We start from the raw sequence: 372 nt of genomic DNA, 5'->3' as shown, positions 1-372 counted from the left end.
GGATCACGATGAGCCAGACGGGGACCCAGGCGAGGCCGACGAGGCCGATCGACCAGAACGGGAATTCCCAGGAGAAGCCGGCGCGCTCGGCGGCCTCGATGTAGAGCGGGACGAGGACCGCGCCGATGGAGGCGCCGCTCTGGAGGATGCCGTTGCCCAGGGCGAGCCCCTGCGGCGGGAGGACGGCGCGGACGGTCAAGAGGGCGCAGGGCCAGTGGCCGGCCTCGAAGACGCCGAGGACGACCCGGCAGAGGAGGAGCCAGCGATAGGTGCCGGTGCCGGGCGCGTCGCCGGTCGTCTCGAACCAATCGATGATCCAGGGCTGGCCGGCGCCGGCGGTGGCGACGCCGGCGAGGGACCAGCCGATGAGGA

General features: G+C 72.8%; 1 protein-coding gene. It reads right to left on the bottom strand.

Annotated elements, in window-relative coordinates:
- A partial coding sequence (locus AB1L30_RS00640; protein ID WP_367011418.1) for an MFS transporter occupies nt 1-372 on the bottom strand: 372 nt, incomplete at both ends.

Source organism: Bremerella sp. JC817, from assembly GCF_040718835.1.
Lineage (GTDB): Bacteria > Planctomycetota > Planctomycetia > Pirellulales > Pirellulaceae > Bremerella.
Note: the sequence above shows the minus strand (reverse complement) of the source record. Positions and strands in the feature narration are given on the sequence as shown.